The organism is Vibrio sp. 10N.222.52.B7, assembly GCF_041474275.1.
GTDB lineage: Bacteria > Pseudomonadota > Gammaproteobacteria > Enterobacterales > Vibrionaceae > Vibrio > Vibrio crassostreae_C.
This window is the reverse complement of sequence record NZ_JBFRTU010000554.1, coordinates 1-534: the sequence shown is the minus strand read 5'-3', so window position 1 is coordinate 534 and position 534 is coordinate 1. Positions and strand designations below refer to the sequence as shown.

Here is a 534-nt window from a genome sequence, read left to right as displayed (position 1 = left end):
AATTAGTATTTAACCTGCAGTGTTGCCATGTAGTTGCGGCCTTCGCCAATGACTACACCGTCAGCATATACCTGACCATTGATTACATCAGTTGAGCCACCGCCGGCTAAGTAATCCGTATCAAATAGATTCTCAACATTAAACCTAACGATCATATCTAAATCAGCGTCATATTTAAGCGTGTATGCAACACCCATATCAACACGGGTGTAACCGTCTTTTTTGAATGTATTAGCATCATCGCCATAACGTGACCCTTCATAGATAACGCCAACGTTTACATCAGTCGCATTGGTAACAGAGTATTTAGACCAAAGGCTCGCTGAGAACTCAGGAACATCTGCTGGACGGTTACCAGCATAAGTTTCATGATTAACAATTTCAGCATCTAGGTACATAGTAGAGCCACTAAGTGATAGCTGTTCTGTAATAAAGCCCTGAGCTGAAATTTCGGCACCACGGTGATGTTGTTCACCAGATTGTGTTTTAGTGTAACCACCGTTCGACTCTTTAACATCAAGTGCGATACTATCT

At 41.9% G+C, this 534-nt stretch carries 1 protein-coding gene; it reads right to left on the bottom strand.

Features of this window, described 5'->3' with window-relative positions; genetic code table 11:
• Positions 1 to 2 precede the first annotated feature (2 nt).
• Positions 3 to 534 (bottom strand): TonB-dependent receptor domain-containing protein (locus AB4512_RS24160; protein WP_372176024.1); only part of this gene is annotated, 532 nt, incomplete at its 5' end.